The sequence below is a fragment of the Bradyrhizobium sp. 482_C4_N1_8 genome (assembly GCF_052075965.1).
Taxonomy (GTDB): domain Bacteria; phylum Pseudomonadota; class Alphaproteobacteria; order Rhizobiales; family Xanthobacteraceae; genus Bradyrhizobium; species Bradyrhizobium barranii.
This window is the reverse complement of the sequence record NZ_CP197231.1, coordinates 4,567,803-4,588,739: the sequence shown is the minus strand read 5'-3', so window position 1 is coordinate 4,588,739 and position 20,937 is coordinate 4,567,803. Positions and strand designations below refer to the sequence as shown.

The 20,937-nt window shown below is 64.5% G+C and carries 20 protein-coding genes and 1 pseudogene; 7 read left to right on the top strand and 14 right to left on the bottom strand.

Annotated features, from left to right (window positions below; genetic code table 11):
* The first annotated feature begins 242 nt into the window (after positions 1 to 242).
* From pxpB to AB7Z56_RS21925, 3 genes are read left to right on the top strand one after another with little or no spacing between them, the layout of a single operon-like run.
* A complete protein-coding gene (pxpB, locus tag AB7Z56_RS21935; protein ID WP_071913808.1) occupies positions 243 to 974 on the top strand; it encodes a 5-oxoprolinase subunit PxpB in 732 nt (243 codons plus the stop codon).
* On the top strand, positions 971 to 2,008 hold the full coding sequence (locus AB7Z56_RS21930; RefSeq protein WP_283016523.1) for a biotin-dependent carboxyltransferase family protein: 1,038 nt from the start codon (positions 971 to 973) through the stop codon (positions 2,006 to 2,008). The genes pxpB and AB7Z56_RS21930 overlap by 4 nt, the downstream gene beginning before the upstream one ends.
* Positions 2,009 to 2,040: 32 nt before the next feature.
* The gene (locus AB7Z56_RS21925) at positions 2,041 to 2,811 is read left to right on the top strand and encodes a LamB/YcsF family protein (RefSeq protein WP_039148406.1); all 771 of its coding nucleotides are present in this window, start codon (positions 2,041 to 2,043) and stop codon (positions 2,809 to 2,811) included.
* On the opposite strand, the gene AB7Z56_RS21920 is transcribed toward AB7Z56_RS21925, so the two are convergent.
* The 5 genes from AB7Z56_RS21920 to AB7Z56_RS21900 all read right to left on the bottom strand — a co-directional run bounded on the left by AB7Z56_RS21920 (position 2,812) and on the right by AB7Z56_RS21900 (position 8,766).
* A complete protein-coding gene (locus AB7Z56_RS21920; protein WP_283016524.1) occupies positions 2,812 to 2,964 on the bottom strand; it encodes a hypothetical protein in 153 nt (50 codons plus the stop codon). It lies immediately after the preceding gene.
* 332 nt (positions 2,965 to 3,296) lie between these two features.
* On the bottom strand, positions 3,297 to 4,904 hold the full coding sequence (locus tag AB7Z56_RS21915; RefSeq protein WP_247309962.1) for a sulfite reductase subunit alpha: 1,608 nt from the start codon (positions 4,902 to 4,904) through the stop codon (positions 3,297 to 3,299).
* Entirely contained in the window at positions 4,901 to 6,682 is a 1,782-nt protein-coding gene (locus AB7Z56_RS21910) for a NirA family protein (RefSeq protein WP_283016525.1), read from the bottom strand. Before AB7Z56_RS21910 ends, AB7Z56_RS21915 begins: the two co-directional genes overlap by 4 nt.
* A 333-nt stretch (positions 6,683 to 7,015) precedes the next feature.
* Complete coding sequence (locus AB7Z56_RS21905) at positions 7,016 to 8,179, bottom strand: CmpA/NrtA family ABC transporter substrate-binding protein (RefSeq protein WP_166096613.1); 1,164 nt, start codon at positions 8,177 to 8,179, stop codon at positions 7,016 to 7,018.
* Positions 8,176 to 8,766 carry an ANTAR domain-containing response regulator gene (locus tag AB7Z56_RS21900; protein ID WP_027536156.1) on the bottom strand — a complete coding sequence of 197 codons (591 nt, stop codon included), beginning with the start codon at positions 8,764 to 8,766 and terminating at the stop codon, positions 8,176 to 8,178. The genes AB7Z56_RS21905 and AB7Z56_RS21900 overlap by 4 nt, the downstream gene beginning before the upstream one ends.
* A 111-nt stretch (positions 8,767 to 8,877) precedes the next feature.
* Here AB7Z56_RS21900 and rimO point away from each other — a divergent pair, with 111 nt between their 5' ends.
* Positions 8,878 to 10,203 (top strand): 30S ribosomal protein S12 methylthiotransferase RimO, encoded by a 1,326-nt coding sequence (rimO, locus tag AB7Z56_RS21895; RefSeq protein ID WP_283016526.1) that lies wholly within the window; start codon positions 8,878 to 8,880, stop codon positions 10,201 to 10,203.
* Between the two features lie 206 nt (positions 10,204 to 10,409).
* Here rimO and AB7Z56_RS21890 read toward each other — a convergent pair.
* The 5 genes and pseudogenes from AB7Z56_RS21890 to AB7Z56_RS21870 all read right to left on the bottom strand — a co-directional run.
* A pseudogene (locus AB7Z56_RS21890) lies at positions 10,410 to 10,535 on the bottom strand (hypothetical protein); the annotation flags it as partial.
* Entirely contained in the window at positions 10,532 to 10,951 is a 420-nt protein-coding gene (locus tag AB7Z56_RS21885; RefSeq protein WP_014495189.1) for a carboxymuconolactone decarboxylase family protein, read from the bottom strand. The pseudogene AB7Z56_RS21890 and the gene AB7Z56_RS21885, both read right to left, overlap by 4 nt.
* The gene (locus AB7Z56_RS21880) at positions 10,884 to 11,315 is read right to left on the bottom strand and encodes a MerR family transcriptional regulator (RefSeq protein ID WP_283016527.1); all 432 of its coding nucleotides are present in this window, start codon (positions 11,313 to 11,315) and stop codon (positions 10,884 to 10,886) included. The genes AB7Z56_RS21885 and AB7Z56_RS21880 overlap by 68 nt, the downstream gene beginning before the upstream one ends.
* Positions 11,316 to 11,457: 142 nt before the next feature.
* Positions 11,458 to 12,225: an SH3 domain-containing protein gene (locus AB7Z56_RS21875; protein WP_166096616.1), complete on the bottom strand. Its 768-nt coding sequence runs from the start codon at positions 12,223 to 12,225 to the stop codon at positions 11,458 to 11,460.
* Between the two features lie 42 nt (positions 12,226 to 12,267).
* Positions 12,268 to 13,218: a hypothetical protein gene (locus tag AB7Z56_RS21870; RefSeq protein WP_225048847.1), complete on the bottom strand. Its 951-nt coding sequence runs from the start codon at positions 13,216 to 13,218 to the stop codon at positions 12,268 to 12,270.
* 115 nt (positions 13,219 to 13,333) lie between these two features.
* Between AB7Z56_RS21870 and AB7Z56_RS21865 the strand changes: the two genes are divergently transcribed.
* Positions 13,334 to 14,491 carry a tetratricopeptide repeat protein gene (locus tag AB7Z56_RS21865; RefSeq protein ID WP_441256411.1) on the top strand — a complete coding sequence of 386 codons (1,158 nt, stop codon included), beginning with the start codon at positions 13,334 to 13,336 and terminating at the stop codon, positions 14,489 to 14,491.
* A gap of 285 nt (positions 14,492 to 14,776) precedes the next feature.
* Complete coding sequence (locus AB7Z56_RS21860; RefSeq protein WP_283016528.1) at positions 14,777 to 15,967, top strand: acetylornithine transaminase; 1,191 nt, start codon at positions 14,777 to 14,779, stop codon at positions 15,965 to 15,967.
* A 148-nt stretch (positions 15,968 to 16,115) separates the two neighbouring features.
* On the opposite strand, the gene AB7Z56_RS21855 is transcribed toward AB7Z56_RS21860, so the two are convergent.
* The 3 genes from AB7Z56_RS21855 to pcsA all read right to left on the bottom strand — a co-directional run bounded on the left by AB7Z56_RS21855 (position 16,116) and on the right by pcsA (position 18,670).
* Complete coding sequence (locus AB7Z56_RS21855) at positions 16,116 to 17,090, bottom strand: quinone oxidoreductase family protein (RefSeq protein ID WP_014495182.1); 975 nt, start codon at positions 17,088 to 17,090, stop codon at positions 16,116 to 16,118.
* 81 nt (positions 17,091 to 17,171) lie between these two features.
* Positions 17,172 to 17,906, bottom strand: a complete 735-nt coding sequence (locus tag AB7Z56_RS21850; protein ID WP_071913788.1) for a TerC family protein — start codon at positions 17,904 to 17,906, stop codon at positions 17,172 to 17,174.
* Positions 17,903 to 18,670, bottom strand: coding sequence for a phosphatidylcholine synthase (gene pcsA / locus AB7Z56_RS21845; RefSeq protein WP_283016529.1), 768 nt, complete (start codon positions 18,668 to 18,670; stop codon positions 17,903 to 17,905). Before pcsA ends, AB7Z56_RS21850 begins: the two co-directional genes overlap by 4 nt.
* A gap of 87 nt (positions 18,671 to 18,757) precedes the next feature.
* Between pcsA and AB7Z56_RS21840 the strand changes: the two genes are divergently transcribed.
* A complete protein-coding gene (locus AB7Z56_RS21840; protein ID WP_283016530.1) occupies positions 18,758 to 19,942 on the top strand; it encodes a UbiH/UbiF family hydroxylase in 1,185 nt (394 codons plus the stop codon).
* Between the two features lie 6 nt (positions 19,943 to 19,948).
* Here the strand turns inward: AB7Z56_RS21840 and AB7Z56_RS21835 are convergent, their stop codons facing one another.
* Positions 19,949 to 20,902 carry an AEC family transporter gene (locus tag AB7Z56_RS21835; protein WP_354123781.1) on the bottom strand — a complete coding sequence of 318 codons (954 nt, stop codon included), beginning with the start codon at positions 20,900 to 20,902 and terminating at the stop codon, positions 19,949 to 19,951.
* Between the last annotated feature and the right edge of the window lie 35 nt (positions 20,903 to 20,937).

The window sequence follows — 20,937 nt, the reverse complement described above, 5'->3', positions numbered from 1 at the left end:
CGGATGGGCGGGAAAGAACGCGCGCATCTTGCGAGCCGCAGCCCTTGCGTCAAGGGCCAAAGAGCCGGCAAGAACGCAGGGCCGCTGGGCTGTTATGCGACGCGATAACAACGCTTTATCGTTTCCCCTTGCATTAATTTATTGGACTTGCGGGCGCATTTACGCGAAGCAAGGAAAAGCGGAACTCAAGGCTGAGCCCGCATTTCCTGAGAAGCCCGATTTCGACAGCCCTTCGACAGCTCATGGCCGCGACGCTTCCCCCGCCCCGCCTTCTGCCCAGTGGCGACAGCGCCGTCACGGTCGAATTCAGCCGCACCATCGATGACGCCGCCAACGAGCGCGTGCTCGCGCTGGACAAGGCGCTCGCAGCAAGCCCCATCGACGGCATCACCGAGACCGTTCCGACCTATCGCTCGCTGCTGGTGCATTACGATCCCGGCAAGATCGGCTTCGACGCGCTCGGCGAAAAGCTGCTTGCGCTCGCCAGCCAGCCGCTGCCGCCGGCCGCGAAGGCGCGGCGCTGGCGCATTCCCGTCGCCTATGGCGGCGAACACGGCATCGACCTCGAGGATGTCGCGAAGGCGCTGAACACAACGCCCGACGACATCGTCGCCCGTCACGTCGCCGGCGACTACCGTGTCGCCATGATCGGTTTCACCCCGGGCTGGTCCTATCTCAGCGGCCTCGACAAATCCCTGCACATGTCGCGGCGGCAGAGCCCGCGGCTGTTCACGCCCGCCGGCACGATCTCGATCGGCGGTATCCAGGCCGGAATCCAGTGCCTGGCCGCGCCAAGCGGCTGGCACCTGCTCGGCCGCACGCCGGTCAGAACCTATCAACTCCACCGGAATCCGACCTTTCTCACCGAACCCGGTGATCGCGTGACGTTTTTCGCCATCGACCACAAGACCTTCGAGGAACAGGATCGCGCCGCCGAGGCTGGCGAGATCATCGCCGAGCAGGTGGTCGCATGAGCCGGCTCGTGATCGCCAGCATCGGTCCCGCAAGCTCCGTTCAGGACGGCGGCCGCCACGGCGCGCAGCGCTACGGCCTGACGGTCAGCGGGGCGATGGACCGTCTGTCGCTGGCGGCAGCGAACACGCTGGTCGGCAATGAGCCGTTCGCGGCCGTGGTCGAGATCGGCCCTTTCGGCGCCACGTTCACTGCCAAAGACGGCGCCGTGCGCGTCGCGATATCAGGCGCGCCGCGCAATGCGGACGTCGCCGGTAAGCCGGTGGCCATGGACACGTCAGTGACGCTCAAGGACGGCGAGACGCTGACGCTGGGCTTTGCCCGCGGCGGCGCGTTCACTTATCTGGCGATCGAAGGCGGGATCAAAGGCGAACTGGTGTTCGGCAGCCTTGCGGTGAACGCCCGCGCGGGCCTCGGCAGCCCCTACCCGCGCCCGCTGCAGGCCGGCGACGAGTTCACGGTCGATGCCGCGCGCGGCGCGCCCGAGCTGCGCATCGAGTTGCCGAAGCCTGCAACAGGCCCGATCCGCGTCCTGCTCGGCCCGCAGGACGACGAGTTCGACGACGCCAACAAGGCGCTGTTCCTCGATAGCGAGTGGAAGATCTCGGCGACCTCCGACCGCATGGGCTACCGGCTCGAGGGCCCGGCGATCAAGCATCTGCATGGCCACAACATCGTCTCCGACGGCACCGTCAACGGCAGCATCCAGGTCCCCGGCAACGGCTCGCCGATCGCGCTGATGATGGATCGCGGCACGTCCGGCGGCTATCCGAAGATCGCAACCGTGATCACGGCCGACGTCGGCCGCCTCGCGCAGACCTCGGCGGGAACCGCGTTCCGCTTCCTCGAGGTCACCATGGCCGAGGCGCAGGAGGAGGCGCGCAAGTTCGCGCAACTCATCCGCAACCTGCCCGATCGCCTGCGCTCTTCCGACACCGTCGAGCTGAACATCGAGGCGCTCAGCGATGCTAATGTCGCGGGCTATGCGGTGAGCGCCATGGATGCCGGGACCTGGCAGGTCACGGCGGAGCCGTAAGCGACAAGACGACCAGAGGCGGAGAGCACCCCATGAAGACGATCGATCTCAATTGCGACCTCGGCGAAGGTTTTGGCGCGTGGGAGATGGGCAACGACGCCGCGATGATCGACCTTGCCAGCTCGGTCAACGTCGCCTGCGGCTTCCATGCCGGCGACCCCGACATCATGCGCCGGACGGTCGAGCTGGCGAAGGCGCGCGGCGTCTCGGTCGGCGCCCATCCCGGCTACCGCGACCTGCACGGTTTCGGCCGCCATCCGATCGCGGGCCTGAAGGCCTCCGAGATCGAGAACCTCGTCGCCTACCAGATCGGCGCGTTGCAGGCGATCGCGACCGCAGCCGGCCACAAGGTCACGCATGTGAAGGCGCATGGCGCGCTCTCCAACGTCGCCTGCGAGGACGACATGACGGCCAAGGCGATCGCCGCCGGCATCAGGGCGGTCGATCCCAATCTCATCTTCGTCGTGCTCGCCAACTCAAAACTGGTGAAGGCCGGCGAAGACGCCAATCTGCCGATGGTGCACGAGGTATTTGCTGACCGCGCCTATGAGGACGACGGCAACCTCGTCTCGCGCAAGAAGCCCGGCGCGGTGCTACACGATGCCAAGGCAATCGCCGATCGCGTGGTGCGCATGGTGCAGGATGGCGCAGTGGTTTCGGTGACGGGCAAGGTGATCAAGATGCGCACGGACACGGTGTGCATTCACGGTGACACGCACGGCGCCGTCGAGATCGCGCGCACGCTGCGTCAGGCGTTGAAGGATGCGGGGATCGAGGTCGCGCCGTTCAAGCGCGGGGCGTAATCAGAACGGGTGCACCGAGAGCGTGCCGAACACGATGGCCGCGATGACCGCGAAGGCGCTGTAGAGCCCAACGTGGTGCATGCTCGCCCCGGTCCGACGCGAGATTGAGCGCGCGTAGAAGTGCAGCCTGGCTTCCGCCGATAGTTCGCGCATGGTCGATCTCCAACGCCCCATTTGTGGGAGTATGAAGGATCAACCCTGGCGGGAGGCAAGATGGCGGAGAAAATAGCGATGGAGGTTCTCTGAAGGCGCCCCGTCGCAGGTGCAAATTCTCTGCACCCAAGGGTTCCGAGAATCTTATTCGTTAAGATCCGAGCCAGCTGGAACCGGCCCGGATGACGCTGGGATGACAGCCGGGCGGAGGCATTCAGACCCCCTTCCAAACAAAATTCTCGAAAACAACCCCATGCACAGTAGAAACGGCCCAGCGGCGCGACGCCCGGCGGTTGCGCCGCCGGGACGATTTGCGCTGATCGGCTCGCGCCTTAGTAGACGTCAGCCTGGAAGCGGCCCGTCTTCTTGAGCTCGGCGACAAAACTGACGGCCTCATCCGTCGAACGCGCCCCGAACTGCGCGACGATGTCGACCAGTGCGCGCTCGACGTCCTTGGCCATGCGCTTGGCATCGCCGCAGATGTAGAGATGCGCGCCTTCGGCGAGCCAGGTCCACACCTCGCGGCCGACCTCACGCATGCGATCCTGCACGTAGAACTTCTTCTCGCCGTCGCGCGACCAGGCCAGCGACATGCGCGTCAGCAGCCCCGAGGTCTTCATCGCGTTGAGCTCTTCCTGGTAGAAGAAATCGCAATCGCTGCGCTGGTGGCCGAAGAACAGCCAGTTCTTGCCGGGCGCGCCGGTTGCCTTGCGGTCGAGCAGGAAGGCGCGGAACGGCGCGATGCCGGTGCCGGGGCCGATCATGATGACAGGTGTCTTCGGATCCTGCGGCAGGCCGAAACCATGCGCCTTCTGCACATAGACCTTGAGCTTCTCGCCCTCGGCGATGCGTTCGCCGAGGAAGGTCGAGGCCACGCCGATCCGCTTGCGCTTGCCGATGACGTAACGCACGGAGTCTACCGTCAGCGACAGTTTTCCCGGCGTCGCATTGTGCGAGGACGAGATCGAGTAGAGCCGCGGCTGGAGCGGCTCCAGCGCCTCGACGAAGGCTTCGGGATGCGGCCGCGTGCCCGAAAACTTCTGGAGCGCCGCCATGACGTCGAGCGTGGCGGCGTCGCCATCGGGATCCTCGCCCTGTGCCAGCGCCCGCGCCTTCTCGCGCTGCGCGCCGCCGGTGATGAAGGAGATCAGCTCGAACAGCGTGTCGGGCGCCGGCGACAGCGAGACGTCGTCGATCAGCACCTCGCGCAACGTCTTGCCGTTGACCTTGGTGGTGTGGGAGGCGCCCAGCAGCGCGATGATCTGATCGACGAGGCCGACCTCGTTGCGTGCGAACACGCCAAAACTATCGCCGACGACATAGTCGAGCTTGCTCTCGGCGAGATCGAACTCGACGTGATAGGTCTCTTTCTCCGACTTCCCCTTGTTGAGCAGGCGCCGCGACAGGAATGTCGCCGCGATCGGATTGTCGCGCGAGCGGCCGGGCTCGGCGATCGTCACCGTCACGGCCGGCGCCGCCACCGCATCCACCTTGTCGGCCGCCTTGGCCGCCGGCGCCTTGTCCAGCTCCTCGTACAGCGACTTCAGCATCCGCGCGGTTTCCTTGCCGCCGGGGACGCAGAGATTGAGCCGTGCTTCGCTACGGGTGGCGATCGCCTCCGAATAGTCGTGACAATTGTAGCCGCACTGCCCGCAATCCTGCTGCGCCATCGCGGCCATCATCTTGCGGCGCACGGGACGGCCTTCGGCGAGCTTCATCCGGTCCGCAATCGGCATGGTCTGGTCGTGCCACGGCGCTTCACCGTCGTCGCCGTCGCCGGCTTGCATGACGGCTGCGCCCTGCTCCGCCGACAGCGGCGTGGCCACATCAGGCGACAACAGCCCGGCGAAGAAGCCGTTGAGCCAGGAGCGCTGCGCGTCGGAGAACGGGGCGCTGGCGGGAATGATGTCGAGTTTCGGCGGAGGCGTGATCTGGTTCATGCGGACACCTGTGCATCGGCAAGCTTACGCAGCGTTTCGCCGTCATGGCGGCGCGCAAAGGACAGGAAGGTCTCGTCGGGCGACGAGCGGTGGGCGATATAGGCCTTGAGCAGTCCCTCGACCGTCTTCGGCGCGTCCTCGGCCTTGAGGTCGTGATAAACCTCCTGCCCGACATCCGCATCGGGACCGAACCCGCCGCCGGTGAAGAGGTGATAGCCGTCCACCGTGTCTTCGTCGTTGATCGGCACGCGCGCTCCGATCAGGCCGATGTCGCTGATGTAATGCTGCGCGCAGGAATGATGGCAGCCGGTGACGTGGATGTTGACCGGCTTGTCCATGGCGACGCGCGGCTCGCACCAGTCGCCGATCTCGGCGGCATTGCGCTTGGTATTGGAAGCCGCGAAACGGCAGCCGGCACTGCCGGTGCAGGCGATCAGGCCGGCGCGGATGTGCGAGGCCTCGACCGCGAGCCCGATCTGCTTGATCGCTGCAATGGCGAGCTCGACATTCTCGTCGCGCACGCCCGATATCAGCAGGTTCTGCCAGACGGTCAGGCGGATCTCGCCGTCGCCGAGGTCCTGCGCCACTTTGGCCAAACCCCGCATCTGATCGCAGCTGATCTTGCCGAGCGTCAGCGAGACGCCGATCCAGTTCAAGCCGTCCTGCTTCTGCTTGTGCACGCCGATATGCGCCATGCGGTCCGCGGCTGGCCGCGGCGCAAACGCCTCTTCCGGCACGCGCGTGAACGGCGTCTTCAGCCGCTCCTCGACGAGTTTAAGGAAACCGTCGTGGCCCATGGCATCGAGCACGTATTTCAAACGCGCCTTGTTGCGGTTGGTGCGGTCACCGTGATCGATGAACACGCGCACGATGGCGTCGGCGACGGCGGTGGCCTGCTCCGGCTTGACGATGATGCTGGAGTATTTTGCAAAGTCCTTGTGGCCGGTGATGCCGCCGAGGCCGAGGCGGAACCAGACACCGGGCTCGACGCCAAAACCGTCCTTCACCTCGAACGCGGTGAAGGCGATGTCGTTGGTTTCCTCCAGCACCGCGATCCTGCCGGCGCCGTCGAAGGCGACGTTGAACTTGCGCGGCAGCCCGTAGAGCGAGCGGTCGTTGAGGATGTGGTAGTGCCACTCACGCGCATAGGGGCGCGTGTCGATCAGTTCCTGCGGGTCGATGCCGGCCGTCGGCGTCCCCGTCACGTTGCGGATGTTGTCGGCGCCAGAGCCGCGCGAGGACAGGCCGAGGTCCTGGATGCCCTCGATCAGCTTGATCGCGTTCTTCGGCGGGATCTCGCGGAGCTGGAGATTGGCCCGCGTCGTGACGTGACTGTACGGGCCGCAGAGATCGTCGGCGAGATCGGCAAGGCCGGACAGCTGCCAGTGCTTCATGATGCCGTTCGGGATGCGCAGCCGGCACATGTAGGAGTCCTGCGTCGGCGCGACGTAGAAGATGCCGTAATAGCGCCAGCGGAAATTGTCCGCCGGGCTCGGCGGCGCGTTGTCGAGCGCCTGCTGCCGCAGTCGCGGATAGGCATCGAAGGGATGCTCGTCGCGCTTGAACTTCTCCTGGTCGGCGAGCTTCTTGCCAGCTGCGATGACCTTGTCCTGCGCCTTGATGTGGACGGCGTCGGGGCCCGTGGCCTCGGTATTGGCCTTGCTGGCGCTGCCGCCGAGACCGCGACCGACCCGGCTGATCTGCAAACCGGTCGTGAAGCCTTCGAGATAGCGTTTCTGCTCGTCGGAGAAGTCGACTGAGAGCGTATCGATTTTCATGGTCGGTAACGAAGCTCCTGCAGCCACCGGGTGGCATCGACGGAAAATTGCGCGACCCGCGAGGAACTCGGCTGGCTCAAGAAGCCGGCTGCGCACCCAACGGTCCGGTCAGCTTCGTTGCTGCGGGACTTGGCTCAGCAGGCGTCTGTGACAAGCTGGCCGCACTGCAACATACAAGTTGCGTGCCAGCTTCAATGAAATGAAAATTTCTTTGATTTCAGATGGATACAGACGAGCCCGGAAAATCGCGGTCCGGAACTCTCATGAAATTCGAGCAGGCAGCCCAAAGTTTAGCCGATGATCTCTTCCGCCCAAAAACGATGCAGGACCGAATCAGGCCTTCCAGCGTCCGACCTCGAAGGCCTCCAGATGCCCCCGGATGTTGCCGGGATCGAAGGCCGGGCCCGCAAATGCCCCGAACGCCGCGGGGGCTTCAGCGGGCGATTGCTGACCGAGGGCTGCGTCGTAGAGGTCGGGCCTGAACACGGCCATCGCCGTCTTGACGCCGTCAGGCGTCAACGCCGTTTGCCCCCAGCGCACCATCTGCGCATAGAGCCAGGCCGCCTGAACCGGATCGGGGCGCCCTGCCCCTTCGCGTCCGACCAGGAGATAGCGACCGCTCTCGCGGAGGGTGCCGTCGGGAGAAATCTTCAGGCGCCCCGTGAGGGTTCGCTGGATAACTTCGGCATCGACGCCGATCCGTTCCGGCTGCGCCAGGATCCGCGCCGCCTCAGACAGGTTCGCGGGGTTCTCGATGAACTCGGCGCCCTTCACGGCCGCGCGCACCAGCGCTGCCACCACATCCGGATGCTTGTCGGCCCAGACCTGGCGAACCGCCAGCACCTTCTCAGCCGCGCGCACGAGAATGTCGGAGACGAAATGCAGGATGTGACCGATGCCGAGATCGACCGCGACCGAGTTCCAGGGCGCGCCGACGCAGAACGCATCGACATGGCCATTGGCGAGGCTATCGACCATGTAGGGCGGCGGCAGCACCACGAGACGCACATCCTCATCCGGATCGACGCCGGCCGCCGCCATCCAGAACCGCAGCTGGTAATTGTGGGTCGAGAACGGGAAGGTCATGCCGAAGGTCAGCGGATCGGCACCTAGCTTGCGACGCTTCGCGACGACCTTCGCCAGCGCTTTCGCCGTGACAAGCGGATCGAAGCGGTCACCGTCGATCTCCTCCATCAGCGCGGCATGGAGCGCCGGCGAGACCGTGATCGCGTTGCCGTTGATACCGAGGTTGAAGGGCGCCGCGATCGGCACCTTGACGTGGCCGAGCCCAAGCGAGGACGCGATCGCCACCGGCGCCAGCAGATGCGCGGCGTCGAACAGGCCGATATTGAGCTTGTCGCGCACGTTGGACCAGGAGACCTCGCGCACCAGCTCGACCTCGAGCCCTTCGGCGGCGGCAAAGCCCTTGTCGACGGCGACGATCAGGGCGGCGGCGTCGACCAGCGGGATGAACCCGATGCGGAGGGGACCGGTCATTTCAGCATCTCCGACGCGGTGATGATCGACTGCGCGATCTCGCCGATTTTCTTCTTCTCGCGCATCGCCGTGGAGCGCAGCAGCACGTAGGCCTCGTCCTCGGTGAGGCCCTTGACCTTCATCAAAATTCCCTTCGCCTTCTCGATGATCTTGCGGTCCTCGAGCTGCGACTTGGTGCGCTCCAGCTCCTCCTGGAGTTTTGCGAAGGCGTTGAAGCGGGACACGCAGAGGTCGAGGATCGGCTTGATGCGCTCCTTCTTCAGCCCGTCGACGATGTAGGCGGAGACCCCCGCTTCCACAGAGGCCTGGATCGAGGATGAATCACTCTGGTCCACGAACATGGCGATCGGCCGCTTCACGGCGCGGCTGACCTGGAACATCGCCTCCAGCACGTCGCGACTGGGGTTCTCCAGATCGATCAGGATGATATCAGGGTCCACCGCATAAATACGGGCAAGCAGGCTCTGCATCTCGCGGATATGGACAATCTGCGTGAATCCGGCCTCGCGCAACCCCTCCTCGAGGATCGCAGCCCGGATCGGGCTTTCGTCGACAATCACGATTTTAGGCGACTGTTCGGCGCTCATGTCCCACTCACGTCAAGCGATTCATCCATAGCATGCCGGAGGGCGATGCAAAGGGTTGTAATTATGGGCAATTGGGACTAGCTCAGGCCTGTCAATCAGGCAGATTTGGATATGGATCAGACGGCTGCGCCCAAGGTCAGCTTCGTGTCGCTCGGGTGTCCCAAAGCATTGGTGGATTCCGAGCGCATCATCACGCGCCTGCGCGCCGAGGGCTACGAGCTCGCCCGCAAGCATGACGGGGCTGACATCGTCATCGTCAATACGTGCGGCTTCCTCGACAGTGCCAAGCAGGAATCGCTTTCGGCGATCGGCGAGGCCATGGCCGAGAACGGCAAAGTGATCGTGACCGGTTGCATGGGCGCGGAACCCGAGCAGATCGAGCAAGCCTATCCCGGCGTGCTCTCCATCACCGGCCCGCAGCAATATGAGAGCGTGCTGGACGCCGTGCATCGCGCGCTGCCGCCCGCCCACAATCCGCATCTCGATCTGGTGCCGCCGCAGGGCATCAAGCTGACGCCGCGCCACTATGCCTATCTGAAGATCTCCGAGGGCTGCAACAACCGCTGCACCTTCTGCATCATCCCGAAGCTGCGCGGCGATCTCGTCTCGCGTCCGGCCAATGACGTGCTGCGCGAGGCCGAGCGCCTCGTCGGTGCCGGCGTCAAGGAGCTGCTGGTGATCTCGCAGGACACCTCGGCCTACGGCGTCGATCTCAAATACGCCGAGAGCCCGTGGAGGGATCGCCAGGTCCGCGCCAAATTCCTCGACCTCGCGCGCGAGCTCGGCGAACTCGGCGCGTGGGTCCGGCTGCAATATGTCTACCCCTACCCTCATGTCGACGAAGTCATCGCGCTGATGAACGAGGGCAAGGTGCTGCCCTATCTCGACATCCCGTTCCAACATGCAAGCCCCGAGGTGCTGAAGGCGATGAAGCGCCCCGCAGCACAGGACAAGACGCTGGCGCGGATCAAGCGCTGGCGCGAGGAATGTCCCGATCTCGCTTTGCGTTCGACCTTCATCGTCGGCTTCCCCGGTGAGACCGATGCCGATTTCGCCTATCTGCTCGACTGGCTGGATGAGGCCGAGATCGATCGCCTCGGCTGCTTCAAATACGAGCCGGTTGCCGGTGCGACGTCGAATGCGATCGAGAACCCCGTGCCCGAAGAGATCAAGCAGGAGCGCTACAACGCGCTGATGGCCCGCCAGCAGAAGATCTCCGCGCGCCGGCTGAAGCGCAAGGTCGGCACGCGCCAGCAGATCATCATCGACGAGGTCGGCCCGACGGTTTCAAAAGGCCGCTCCAAGGCCGACGCGCCCGAGATTGACGGAGCGGTCTATCTCTCCAGCCGCCGCCCGTTGCGCGTCGGCGAGATCGTCACCGCAAAGATCGAGCGCGCCGACCAATACGACCTGCACGGCAGCGTCGCGGGGTTCTGACGGCGCCAACGATCGCGTCACCTCTCTTGCGGGTCGCTGCAACCGGATATGAAGAAGGTCGTCATGCCCGGGCTTGTCCCGGGCATCCACGTTCTTCGTGCCACTGGGCAATGCGTGGATGGCCGGGACAAGCCCGGCCATGACGCTGTGGAAGCCTCTGTGCCTCAAGCTTGCAGGGAGCAGACCGTCGCTGGGCTACAGCTCCGTCAAACCAGCCATTTCGGCACCCAGCGCTCCGGGCGTCGGGCGCGGGCGAGATCGGCCTGGGCTTCGGTCAGCTTGGCGGGCTCGCCGTCGATGGTCGGGCGCACAACGTATTCGAAGTTCGTCATGTCGCTTCTCCCGATGCCTGCCGTCCGTCATGCGCGGAAAACACCTCCTTGGCTGCGAACAGCCCGTTCACCGCCGCCGGGAAGCCCGCATAGACGGCCATCTGCATGATGATCTCCACGATTTCGTCGCGAGACAGCCCGACGTTCAGACCCGCCTCGATATGCACTTTGAGCTGAGGCGCGGCATTTCCGAGCGCCGTCAGCGCGGCGATCGTCGCGATCTCTCGATCGCGCAGGCCGAGGTCCGGGCGGCTGTAAATGTCGCCGAAAGGAAACTCGATCACGTATCGTGCGAAATCCGGAGCGATGTCGGCGAGTGAGGCGACGACCTTTTCGCCGGCTCGGCCGTCAATGCGTGACAGGGCCCGCTGGCCGCGATCGAAGCGGCTTTCGGCTTGTGTTTGGGCGTGCGTCATTTTCCTTCGTCCTCTGTTCATCGCCGGCATAACCGGAGATCTTGGTATCAAGGACGAGCAGGCATTCCTGGAGTTCGGCAATCTGCGTGCGAACCTGTTCCCGGTGAATTTCCAGCATCTGCCGCCGGGCTGGCCCGGTGGCATCGCCTTCATCACGAAGCGCCGCATAACGCAACATGTCCCGGATCGGCATTCCCGTGGTCTTGAGCCGACCGAGGAATGCGATCCATGTGAGGATCGATGCGTCAAAGTAACGCTGGCCGGAACGATCCCGGTCTGCGTATGGCAGCAGCCCGACGCGCTCATAATAACGCAACGTGTGCGTCGACAAGCCGGTTCGTTTTGCGAGGTCGCCGATCTTCATGTTTGCCCGTTCTCGTACTGACGCACGTACAGATACCCCTTCGAGCGCACTCTAAGTCAAGGGGGATCGCAAGGGGGATCGAAGGTGCCGTTCCCGCGAGGTCAAGATGGCACGACAGCAGAAGAATACCGGTTCGACGCGACTAGTCGCCGGCAAAAAAGATTCCCTCGATGTCTTCCGCTTGCTGACCTCCGGCCAGACTGACCCAACCAGTCAGTCCATTCTTGTTCCGAACGAGGAAATGGTAGCGCTCGGACGAGTCCTCCTCACGTCGGTCGCTTGCGACGAGCACCTCAACGAACTCACCCTTCGGAATGGTGCCGACCGCATTCGTCGCAGCCTTATCGAAATAGAACGTCAAGTCATGCAGCGTCTTTGACTTGAGGCCGACGTAATGAAACGGCTGGTTAACCTCCTTCAACCGGTCGTCGTCAAGGCAGTACTTGCGTCGATGGTCGAACATCGTATTGACGTGACCGGAGGCGTAGACGCAACCGTCGCCGGGTATCTCGAATCGGAGGCCTTCGATCTGGTCTTGATAGAGATCGCCCGCGCCTCCAATCAGGTTAAATACGCAATTGTAGTCGGCACTACCGCCGGAGCTGCAGACAACCAGGAAGTACCTCTCCGACCGAAGGCGAAGCTTCGTTTCAAAAACGTAGGTGAGAATAACGCCGCCAGCATCGGCCTCATCGCTGTTTTTCTTTTCGTCCGGTGTGATCACGTGGGGCCGCGTGAGCGCGGGATCGGTGGCCAGCACGATCGGAAGGTCGGCAACGGCGCTTTCCACGAGCTCGGTTTGCGCGTCCGCGGCCGAGGCCGCTGACATCAGCAGGATCGCGACAATCAACCGGTGACAAAGGCCGCGCATCAGCGAACTACCCCGACGAGAAGCTAATTCAATCAGCAACCTGATTGCACGGCTCCGTGACGGGATTCTGACGGTGTTCCGTCACGCCAGCCATTTCGGCACCCACCGCTCCGGGCGCGGGGCGCGCGCGAGATCGGCCTTTGCTTCGGAGAGCTGCGCCGGCTCGCCGCCGATGATCGGACGCACATCGTATTCGAAGTTCGGCATGACGCGGCCGTCGACATAGAGGCCGAATTTCATCGCGTGCCACAGCCCGAGTTCGGGCTGTGCCTTGCGCATCTCCTCGCGCAGATCGCGCAGCAGCGATTCGATCGAGGCGGCCTCCTCGAACGGCTGCGGGCCGAGGGTCAGGACGCGGGCCTCGTACTGCTTGCCGACGATCGCGACCTCGAAGCGGGTCTTGTCCCAGGGCTTCTTGCCCTTGGGCAGATGCGCGGCGAGCCGCCAGCCGAGCTCGGCCATCAAGCGATGATTGGCCCAATAGTCTTCGCGATCCCGGCTCCATTTTTCCACGAAGCCGCGGAAATCGGGAAGCTCCGCGGCGCCGTCGTCACATGCCGCCTTGTCGCCGATCGGCTGCCCGGCAAGCCATTTCGCGAGCTCGTCGGTCTGGCACTCGACCTCGTCATGCGGCTTGAGATCGCTCCAGGCCTTGTCAAATTGCTGCGACGTCAGCTTCGCCAGCAAGCCGTCGAGGCTCGGCGCGAGCAGCTCGTAATCGCCCTCGGAGCCCAGCCCCACGATCGGCGGATTGTCGCGATCAAGACCCGCGCCATACCAGCCGCCGACGGCCGAGCCATCCGGCAGCCGCATGAACAGTGAAAACCTGTCGCGCAAGGGACTGCCGTCGAAGATCGGCGCCTGATCGGAGAACTGGCCTTGCAGGGAGAAACGGCCGACGCTGCCCCAGGGGCGCCCGTTCAGCCAATCGGCAAAGTCGACCAGCAGGGATGGCGCCTCGATGCCCGGCGGAAACGCGCCGCGAATGCTGTCGAGGTCGATCGGGTAAGGCGTATCGGACAAGGTCTTCAAACTATCTGGTTGGTCCCGCCTTCTTGGTCTGACCCGTGATGCATTCGGTTCGAACCAAGTCGCGTCCTTCGATCACAAACGCGCTAGAGGCGCAATGGTTTCGATGTGGAAAACAATGAAACACACTGAAACGTCAAGGATTCTCTTCAAGCTGTCTGCGATCGGCATCGCAATGGCCGTGTTCGCCCTGTCCGCCCCCGCCACCGCGCGATCGCCGTCAGCCGCGCAGGCACGCCAATGGTGCTATAGCGACGACGACGGGGACCGCGAGGACCAGCGCATCGCCGGCTGCTCGGCCGTGCTCAAGGCCGATCCCTCGAATGTGCGGGCGCTGGCCAATCGCGGCGAGATGTTTCGGCGAAAAGGCGACACGGAGCGTGCCCTGGCGGACTTCAACCGTGCCATCGATCTCGATCCGAAAGACGCCGACCTCTGGTACAATCGCGGCATCGCCCATGACGATCTCGGCGACACCGACCACGCCATTGCCGACTACACGCGCGCGATTCGGCTGAATTCCCGCGACGCGCTCTACTACAACAACCGCGGCAATTCCCACATCCACAAGAACGACTACGAGCATGCGATGGCCGACTACGATCAGGCCATCAAGCTCGACCCTAAATTTGCGCTGGCCTATTTCAATCGCGGCACTGCCTATCGCAACCATGGCGACGACGCTCGCGCACTGGCGGATTTCGATCTCTCGATCAAGCTCGACCCGAATTACGGCCAGGCCTACGGCAACCGCGCACGAGTCTTCCGCGACCGCGGCGACCGTGCGCGTGCGCTGGCCGACTTCGCAAAATCGCTTCAGCTCAGTCCGAACAACGATCGCGATTTCTTTGCGCGCGCGAACATGTATTTCGACACCCACGACTATGCGCAGGCGCTGGAGGATTACGATCGCTCGATCAAGGCCAATGCGAGCTATCCGGGCGTGTTCAATTCGCGTTGCATGACGCGTGCGATCCTTGGCCGCCTGCAGGAGGCGCTGGCCGATTGCGAGCAGTCGCTGCGGATGGCTCCCAACGACCCCTATACGCTGGACAGCCGCGCCCTCACGTATCTGAAGCTCGGCAATCTCGACGCGGCGATTGCGGATTACGACGCGGCGCTCAGCGCAAAGCCTGAGCTCGACGGCTCCCTCTACGGCCGCGGACTGGCGAAGCGAAAGAAGGGCGACAGCGAAGGCGCTGAGCAAGACATCGCGGCCGCCAAGGCAATCAACGCCGGCATCGCGGACAGTTTTGCGCGCTACTGCGTTCAGTGACGTGCTCCCATCTCGCCGATGCACGCCGGACGGGTGTTCTTCAAAACGCCCGCTTGACAAGCCCTGCCCTTCGGCTGTAGGGACCCGCCCCATGATCAACGCTCGGACCCATCAGCGCACCGAAATGCTCCGCCGTCGCTTCCGCGACGACGAGAGGGTGCGCCATGTCCGACGACGCCGCTGAACCACTGAATTCAGCTGAGTTTTCGAGAAAGGCCGCACCCGCAAGGTGCGGCCTTTCTGCTTTTTGCGCTCCATTTCCACCCGCCTCCAGAGGAGTTCGACATGACCACGCATCCGTTTGACGCGCTGATGGACATCACCGCACGGCCCAAGGCGGTGTTCGTCCGCGGCGCGGGCTCCTACCTCTGGGACGACAGCCGCAAGCGCTATCTCGATTTCGTGCAGGGCTGGGCCGTGAACTGCCTCGGTCACTCCCCGCCCGCGATCGCCGATGCGCTTTCCGCGCAGGCCAAGCGGCTGCTGACGCCGAGCCCGGCGTTCTACAACGAGCCGAGCCTGAAGCTTGCCGAGCGGCTGGTCGCAAACAGCGCGTTCGACCAGGTGTTCTTTGCCAACTCGGGCGCGGAAGCCAACGAGGGCGCGATCAAGCTCGCGCGTAAATACGGCAGCCTGCACAGGAACGGCGCGTTCGAGATCATCAGCTTCGCAGGCGGCTTCCACGGCCGGACGCTGGCGACGATGTCAGCCTCGGGCAAGAAGGCGTTCGAGCCGCTGTTCGAGCCGAAGGTCGCCGGCTTCAAGAAGGCGAAGCTGAACGACATCGCCTCGGTCGAAGAGCTGATCAACGACAACACCGTCGCGGTGATGCTGGAGCCGATCCAAGGCGAGTCCGGCGTGTGGCCCGCGACCGATCAGTTCCTGAAGGAACTGCGCGCGCTCACCGACGCGCACGGCCTGCTGCTCATTTTTGACGAGATCCAGACCGGCATGGGCCGGACCGGAAAACTCTTCCACTACGAGCACACAGGCATCGCGCCCGACATCATGACGCTCGGCAAAGGCATCGGCGGTGGCGTGCCGCTCGCAGCCCTGCTCGCAACCGAACGTGCCTCCTGCTTCGAGCACGGCGATCAGGGCGGGACCTTCAACGGCAACCCGATCATGTGCGCGGCGGGGCTCGCGGTGCTGGAAGAGATCAGCAAGCCCGACTTCCTGAAGACGGTCACCGAGACCGGCCTGCTGCTCGAAAGCGAGTTGCAGAAGGTCTCGGCCCGGCACGGCCTCGGCGGCGTGCGGGGACGCGGCCTCCTGCTCGCGCTCGACCTCAAGCTGCCGATCGCGCCAGGCATCGTCGCGCAGGCGTTCGAGGCCGGCGTGCTCCTGAACGCGCCGCAGCTCGACACGCTGCGCTTCATGCCGGCGCTGAACGTCACGCGGGCCGAGATCGTCGAGATGATCGATTGTCTCGACGGGATTTTGACCAGGGCCGGCGCGGCAAGACGCGTCGCGTGAGGCCAGTCTCGTGCCCCGGACGCAGCGCAGCGCCCCTTCGGCGGTGCGCTGCAGAGCCGGGGCCCAGCCGGGGAGATGGTCCCGGCCCTGCGCAGCAGCGTTTCACGCTGCGGCGCGTGCGGGACACGGGAGCAGAGGATGACGAAGACTACGGCTTCAGAATCGACGCGCCGGTGGTCTTGCGGCTTTCGAGATCGATATGCGCCTTGGCGGCGTCCTTGAGCGCGTAGGCGTGGTTGATCGGCACGTGCAGCTTGCCGTTGATGACGGCGGCGAACAGCGTGTCGGCGCCTTCCAGCAGCTCCTTGCGCGTTCCGACGTAGTCATTGAGCTTCGGCCGCGTCGCAAACAGCGAGCCGTGATTGTTGAGCTCGGCGATCGAGAACGGCGGCACGGGCCCCGAGGCATTGCCGAACGAGACGAACATGCCGCGCGGCTTCAGGCAGGACAGCGAGCCCGGGAAGGTCGCCTTGCCGACGCCGTCATAGACGACGTCGCAGCCCTCGTTGCGGCTGATCTGCTTCACGCGGGCGACGAAATCCTCCTCGTTGTAGAGGATGACGTGGTCGCAGCCATTTGCCTCTGCAAGCTCCGCCTTCTCGCGCGAGCCGACGGTGCCGATGACGTGGGCGCCGAGCGCCCTCGCCCATTGGCAGGCGAGCAAGCCGATGCCGCCGGCCGCGGCATGGATCAGCACGCGATGATGCGGCTCGACCTTGAAGGTCTTGTGCAGGAGATACCAGACCGTCAGCCCCTTCAGCATCAGCACGGCGCCCTGCTCGTGCGTGATGTGGTCGGGCAGCTTGACCAGCTTCTCCCAGGGGATGTTGCGCTCGCCGGTATAGGCGCCGAGATTGTGGTAGTAGGCCACGCGATCGCCGGGATGGAAATGCGTCACGCCGGGCCCGACGGCGATGACCTCGCCCGACGCCTCGTTGCCGGCGATGAAGGGCAGCCCCGGCGCCTTGTAGAGGCCGGTGCGATAGTAGACGTCGATGAAGTTCAACCCGACCGCATGCTGGCGGATGCGCACCTCGCCGGAAGCCGGCGCCGGGACATCGACGCTCTCATAGACCAGGGCTTCGGGGCCTCCGACCTTGTGCACTCGGACGGCTTTGGTCATCACCTGACCTCCTCTCGGTCTTCTCGCCGCTGAGCGAAAGACATCGCGCCCGCCTTGTCAACTCGACCCAGATTGGAACGGCTAAACGGACGACTTGCGGACTTTCCTGCGGTTGCGCTTCGCCAGCACGTTGAAGAATTCCACCGCCGCCGAGAACGCAATTGCGAAGTAGATGTAGCCGCGCGGAATGTGGAATTGGAATCCGTCCGCGACCAGGGCGACGCCGATCAGCACCAGGAACGCCAGCGCCAGCATCTTGGTGGTCGGATGCTCGGCGACGAATCGCGACACCGGCCCCGACGAAATGTACATGATCAGGCAGGCGATCACGACCGCCGCGATCATGATCTCGATGTCCTGCGCCATGCCGATCGCGGTGATGATCGAGTCCAGCGAGAACACGATGTCGATGACGATGATCTGGACGATCACCCAGAAGAACGCGCTGCCGCCGGACTCCCGGTCACCCCCGCCGTCATCGGCTTCGACCTCGGCGTGGATCTCATGCGTCGCCTTGGCGATCAGGAACAGGCCGCCGCCGATCAGGATGAGATCGCGCCAGGAGAAGCCGTAACCTGAAAATGAAAACACCGGCGCGGTCAGGCCGATCAGCCAGACCAGCAGGCTGAGCAGGATGATGCGGAAGATCAGCGCCAGCGCGAGCCCGATCTGGCGGGCGCGGTGGGCCTGCTTCTCGGGGATGCGCGAGACGATCACCGACAGGAAGATGACGTTGTCGATGCCGAGCACGATCTCGAGCGCGGTCAAGGTGAGCAGCGCGGCCCAGGCTTCAGGACTAGTGAGGAGGTGCATCATGCGAAGGATCTTGCCAGGCGGATCAAGGCGTCGCTGAAGCTGATCCAGAGCGCGATGGCGCAGAGCACGATTGTCACGCCGGTGCCGACGCGAAAATCCATCTCCAGCACATAGAGGCCGAGCACGGCCCAGATCGCGATCAGCGACATCGTCAGCCAGCGCAGCCGAACCACCCGCACCGGATGCAGCACGTGGAACGGCACGAAGGTCAGCACGACAAGCGCCGCGACCAGCAGCGTCGATACTAGCGGCGGCCAGTGCAGCAGGAACAGATAGAACGCCGCCGCATTCCACAGCGCCGGAAAGCCGCGGAAATGATTGTCGTCCGCCTTCATGCGCAGATCGGCGAAATATAACGCGCTGGTGACGATGATGGCGATGCCGAGCAGCGGCGCGGCCACCGGCAGCAACAGCCCGCTCGCCACGATCGCATAGGCCGGCACGAACACATAGGTGACGAAGTCGACCACGAGATCGAGCACGTCTCCCGACCAGTTCGGCTGCACATCCTTGACCTTCAGCAGGCGGGCGATCGGCCCGTCGATCGCATCGATGATCAGGGCAACGCCCAGCCACTGAAACATCGCCGCCCAATGCTCGCGCACGGCCTCCAGCATCGCCAGCAGCGCGATGGCCGCGCCGAATGCGGTGAAGATGTGCACCGAGAAGGCCGCGGCGCGGATCGCCGGTCTCGGCTTCAGGGAATCCTCTTGGGTATCCATGGCTTCTGCTATCAGAATGGGACCGGTTTGCACATCCGCCATTGCGGCGCGCGGTCGCACAATTCGCCACAAAATCAAGGAAATATAGCCGGGCTTGAATTTGCCGCGCAGCATGTCAATTGTCGTTCCATGACAGATGCATCGACACTCCATGACGCGGCCGTGATCGGCGGCGGACCGGCGGGACTGGCGGCCGCCATCGCACTGGCGCAGGCCGGCGCGCGGACCGCGCTGGTGGCGCGGCGCATGCCCTACGCCGACAACCGCACCACCGCCCTGCTCGGCGCCTCCATCGATCTCCTGGAGAGCCTCGACGTCTGGCCGCGCTGCAAGGGCAAGGCGGCCGCGCTCGAAATCATGCGCCTCGTCGACGACACCGGCCGGCTGTTCCGGGCGCCGGAGGTCCGGTTCTCCTGCCACGAAATCGCGCTCGACGCCTTCGGCTACAATATCGACAACCGCTCGCTGATGCTGGCGATGGAAGAACGCGCGGCCGAGTTGCCTAACCTCGTCCGTTGCGATGACGAGGCCGAAAGCGTCGTCATCGAAGCCGACGACGTCGCGATCCGCACGGCGTCCGCTCAATTCCTCACGGCCCAGCTCGTGGTCGGCGCCGACGGCCGGCACTCGCTGTGCCGGGAAGCCGCCGGCATCGCGGTGACGCGACGCGACCTGACGCAGACCGCGCTGACCTTCAACGTCGGCCACGCGCGCCCGCATCGCAACGTCTCGACCGAGTTCCACACGCCGCATGGCCCTTGCGTGTTCGTGCCCCTGCCCGGCGACCGCTCCAGCATCGTCTGGGTCTCGGCCCCCGCCGAGGCCGAGCGGCTTCGCGGATTGAGCGACGCGGAGCTGTCCGCCGCGATCGAGAAGCAGTCGCATTCCATTTTGGGACGCATGACTGTCGAGCCGGGCCGCAACCTATTCCCGCTGACGATCGAACGTCCAAAATCCTTCGGGCGCGACCGCATCGCGCTGGTCGGCGAAGCCGCCCATGTGGTCCCGCCGATCGGCGCCCAGGGCCTCAACCTTGGTCTGCGCGATGCCGCTGACATCGCCAGGCTCGCGGGCGAAGCCATCGCCGCGGGCCAGGATCCCGGCGCACCCGACGTGCTCAAGCGCTACGACCGGGCGCGGCGTCCGGACATTCTGAGCCGCACGTTTGCGATCGACATCGCCAACCGCTCCCTGCTCAACGATTTCCTGCCGCTCCAGCCGGTCCGCGCGGTCGGCATGCACCTGCTCGGCGCCATCGGCCCGCTGCGGCGCTTCGCCATGCGCGAGGGCCTGACCCCGACGTGGCGGCGGTAGGCTCGCTTACGGAAACGCCAGCCGGCCGGTCTGGATCGCCCACATCACGCCGGTCAGCGTGACCACCGACGCGAAGGTCCCGAGCAGCACCGCGACAGAGGCGGATTCGATCCACGCGTCGTTCTGCCGCGCGATCACGAACACGTTGAGCGCCGGCGGCAGCGAGGCCATCAGCACGGCGGTCGCGGCCCAGGGCTGCGCGAACGGTCCGAACGCCAGCATCAGGCCGAACGCGGCGAGCGGGTGAATCAAGAGCTTCACTGCGATCACGCCCGGCACCTCCCACGGCACCCGGTTGAACGGGCGGAGCGCCACGGTCACGCCGAGCACGAACAGCGCGGTCGGTGCGGCTGCGTTCTGAAGGAACGTGATGGTGCGATCGAGTGCGACCGGTAGCTCGATATGAAGCGCCGCCACGGCCGCGCCAAAGCAGGCCGACATGATCAGCGGGTTGAGCACGATCTGTTTCAGCACGACGCCGAAGGCATGGACCAGCGAGGGATGGTCGCGGTCGGAGAGCTCGATCAGCAGCGGCACGATCGTGAACAGGAAGATGCTGTCGCAGCAGAAGATCAGCGCGGTCGGCGCCGAGGCCTTCGGCCCAAGCACGGCGAGCGCCAGCCCCGGCCCCATGTAGCCGATATTGCCATAGCCGCCGGAGAGGCCCGCAAGCGTCGCCTCGCGCAGCGTCAGCCGTCCCAAAACCTTGCCGACGACCAGCGCCAGGGTGAACGCCGCAACCGTGGACAGCGTGGTCGCGACCAGGAACGGCGGGTTGTTCAATTCCGCAAACGGCGTCTTCGACATGATCGCAAACAGCAGCGCCGGCAGCGACACGTAGAGCAGGAAGAAGTTCATCCAGGCGAGGCCTGATTCCGGCAGGGACTTGGCCTTGCCGCAAGCGAATCCAACAAAGATCAAGCCGAAATAAGGTAGCGCCAGATTGAGGATATCGATCATTGATGAAGTGTTTTCTGAAGATTTGGGGGCTATCC